The 3,412-nt window shown below is 48.0% G+C and carries 2 protein-coding genes and 1 pseudogene; 2 read left to right on the forward strand and 1 reads right to left on the reverse strand.

Features of this window, described 5'->3' with window-relative positions; all coding sequences use genetic code 11:
• Positions 1-393 (forward strand): annotated as a pseudogene (locus tag ACMHXE_RS13880) (IS4 family transposase); the annotation flags it as partial.
• 45 nt (positions 394-438) lie between these two features.
• Here the strand turns inward: ACMHXE_RS13880 and ACMHXE_RS13885 are convergent.
• Positions 439-2,820, reverse strand: a complete 2,382-nt coding sequence (locus ACMHXE_RS13885) for a TonB-dependent receptor (RefSeq protein WP_413732554.1) — start codon at positions 2,818-2,820, stop codon at positions 439-441.
• Positions 2,821-2,864: 44 nt separating this feature from the next.
• Here ACMHXE_RS13885 and ACMHXE_RS13890 point away from each other — a divergent pair.
• Positions 2,865-3,412, forward strand: a 548-nt coding sequence (locus ACMHXE_RS13890) for a transposase (RefSeq protein WP_413732083.1), incomplete at its 3' end; no start/stop codon positions are given.

The following is a 3,412-nucleotide window of genomic DNA, read 5'->3' on the forward strand; positions in this document are numbered from 1 at the left end:
GAAGTGGGCTATCGGGAGATGAAGCAGCATCTTCTGGAGAGTCGCTTTACGTTACGCAGTCAATTGCCAGAGCTGGTTATCCAAGAATTGTGGGGAGTACTGTTGGCCTATAACCTCATCAGATACAAGATGGTGTTGATGGCTAAAAGCTTACCGTCGTTACATCCGAACCAATTAAGCTTTAGAGATGCGTCGAGTTATATCATTTTTAAACTGACTCAGCTGTCATCTCAAACGCCTGGGAATGTCCCGAGAGATGTCTTGGACATAGTGCGTAATGCGAGGCAGTTCAAGCTTGATGGGAAACGGGATAGAGCCTATCCACGTGCGTTAAAAATGAGTAAAAACAAGTATCCCATTAAGCCTAAGAAAAATGCCGTTCACACTAAGTGAACGGCATTACCCGCCCTCGGGCGCTTTTTCATTTTATGAGATGGCCTAGAACTTATAAGTTACACCACCGTAGATTTGACGACCTATGGTGTCATAAACCTCAGGAACAGTTCCTCCATCACTGCCATTGGATACAAATGAAGGCTCTTCATCTGTCAGGTTTTTCACCCCCAGAGAAGCTGTCAAGGCATCGGTGAAGTGATAGGTACCGACAATGTTGTGGTACAGAACAGCATCCGCCTTGGCAACCGCTGTGTAAGGTTTATTATTCTTATCGTACTTGGTATGGATATCGTCCATCTTATCTATATAACGGTTGTAATACATCAGGCTCCAGTCACCACGAGTTGCCTGGATGCTGAGGTTATTGCGAACCTTTGCATAGGCGCCAAAGTTACCGTCAATAGTACCGTCATAGGCCACACCATTCTGCTCAAATTTCAGCAGATAGGTCAGGTCATTATTGATCTTCCAGTCCAGCCCCAGGCCTTCAAAACTGTAAGCCAGGTTGAAGTCGATACCACTGGTGTTCTGGCTTCCCACGTTGGTCAGCGGGTTGGTGAACTTGGATAAGTCACCGGATGGTGTGATTTTGAAAGTTTCGCACGCAACCTGTTTACCGGCATGACAATCTTTCAGCCCTTTTTGCGCATCCAGGCGAGTAATGGCATTGGTTACCCGAAAACGCCAGTAATCCAAGGTCAGAGACATTCCATCAATAAAACCCGGTGAATAAACCAAGCCGGCAGAATAGGACTCTGACTCCTCGGGCTTCAGATTCGGATCTGAGGTATAGTTGACCAAAATTTGTGGATCTTGGGCATTCTTCCACGGGTCTTCCAAGTAGTCGTAAGATCCTGTGTTACCGCCATAGAGTTCACTGACATTTGGCGCCCGAAAACCTGTGGCAGCCACGGCGCGCAGCATAAGTTCATCGGTCGCTTCATAGGTCAGTCCTACCTTCCAGGTAGACGCCTTACCGAAAGTAGAGTAATCATCGAAACGCAGGGCAAATTCACCTGTCAGCTTGTCGCTGAAAGGTACACTAACCTCCTGATAGATTGAAATAACATTATAGTTACCGTCGGTTGGGTCTTGCTGAGCAGCTGTCCCTTTACCGGCGACAATCACAGGATCCGGGGTAAAGTATCCGCTGTCATAGCGATATTCCGTTCCGATAGCAAAACTGACAGGACCGGCAGCCAGCTCAAACAACTCACCACTCAATACACCGGCGAGCACATGTTGTTCGTTACCACCGTCGTTACGTTCGGTAAAGCCTATGTCATTGATGATCTCTTGGGTCAATGGCGCACCGCTGAGCCAGGCGTCTTGATTCTTGTAAACTGAGTTTGTCATCTTTTCAGCATTGATAGAGTTTTCAACCCAGGTATCGGCCTTATTCTTGCCATAGGTATAAGACAAATCCCAAGTCATACCTGTATTGATATCCAACGTGCCTTGCAGAGCAAGAGAAGCACGCAGAATATCGACATCCTGATTATAAATACGCGGCCCAACATCATTGGTACGACGACGATAATTGACTCGCCCTGTCTTGTCCGCCTTTATACCTGCAGCCAACATAGACTGATCCAAGGTAATACAACGGTTAGGATTCACTCTTGCCTGACCACAAACTCCTAACATGATATCGGCAGGCTGCGGCGCCATTTGCTGATCGGACTTACGCTTGGTGTACAGTATGTCACCTGACAATACCAGTTCATTGCCCAGCTCCTGGATCATGTTGGCAAACAGGCTGTAGCGCTTGCTTGGCGTTTGAAACCAACTGTCTTTGGTGAAATCATAACCAGTACTGCGCTTAACCCAGTTACCGTTGGCGTCTTTGACCATACCGGCCAGAGAACCGGTTGGGATGAAAGAACTGGCACCAGGCTTTGTCCAATCACGGTCACTCTGGATCACGCCACGACGGTCAGAGTACGCCGCGCCAAAAGTGTAGTTGCCGCCATTATCTGTGTTGAAACCATACAACAGACTCAATTCCCCGGTTTCACCGTCACCCTTGTCGGTTCCGCTGCCGTTAAAATCCAACTGTAAGCCTTCAAAGTCTTTCTTGGTGATAATGTTAACTACACCGGCAATGGCATCGGAACCGTATACCGCAGAAGCCCCGTCTTTGAGAATTTCCACCCGGGCAATCATAGCCACAGGAATAGAATTCAAATCCACGGCACTATCGGCACCGGAGCCGGAATTGACCATACGGCGGCCATTAAGCAGTACCAAGGTGCGCTTAGCGCCCATACCTCGCAAATCGACCTGAGCTACACCATCGGCACCATTATTGGTGGTTGAGCCAATAGCCGCACCAGCCATGGAGGTTTGTGCCTGCAATAATTGATCGACCGAAGTGAAACCTTCTGCCCGAATAGTGTCGGCATTGATCACGGTAGTGTTCATAAATCTGTGTCATTTGAGTAATATACACCCAAAAGGATATTCAAATGACCAAACCTACATTCGACATGGAAGCCGCCATTGAAGCTCTGCGTGCAGGTAAAGACCTGACCGGCAAAGATGGTATTCTCACCCCACTCATTAAACAGCTTACTGAAGCGGCCCTCAATGTTGAGCTCGACCAACATCTTGAAGATAAGCAGCCTGGTAATCGCAGAAATGGCAAGACCAGTAAGACACTGAAGACCGCTACCGGTAGCTTTGAGCTGCATACTCCGCGTGACCGAGATGGCACCTTCGAGCCTCAAGTTGTAAAAAAGAACCAGACATACCTGACCGATGAGATGGAGCGGAAAATCATTGCGCTATTTTCACTGGGCACAAGTTATCAGGATATTCGTGCCCATATCGCCGATATCTACGGCATTGAAGTCCCCAATGGCACCATTAGCGCCATTACTGATAAACTGCTACCTGAGCTTCAGGCTTGGCGTGAACGTGATTTAGAAGCCCTGTATCCCATCCTCTGGCTTGATGCTATTCACTATAAAATCAAAGAGAATGGCCGCTTTGTCAGCAAAGCTGTGTACACCAT

Origin of the sequence: Shewanella sp. BJSY2023SW007 (assembly GCF_047314525.1) — a bacterium.
GTDB lineage: Bacteria > Pseudomonadota > Gammaproteobacteria > Enterobacterales > Shewanellaceae > Shewanella > Shewanella chilikensis.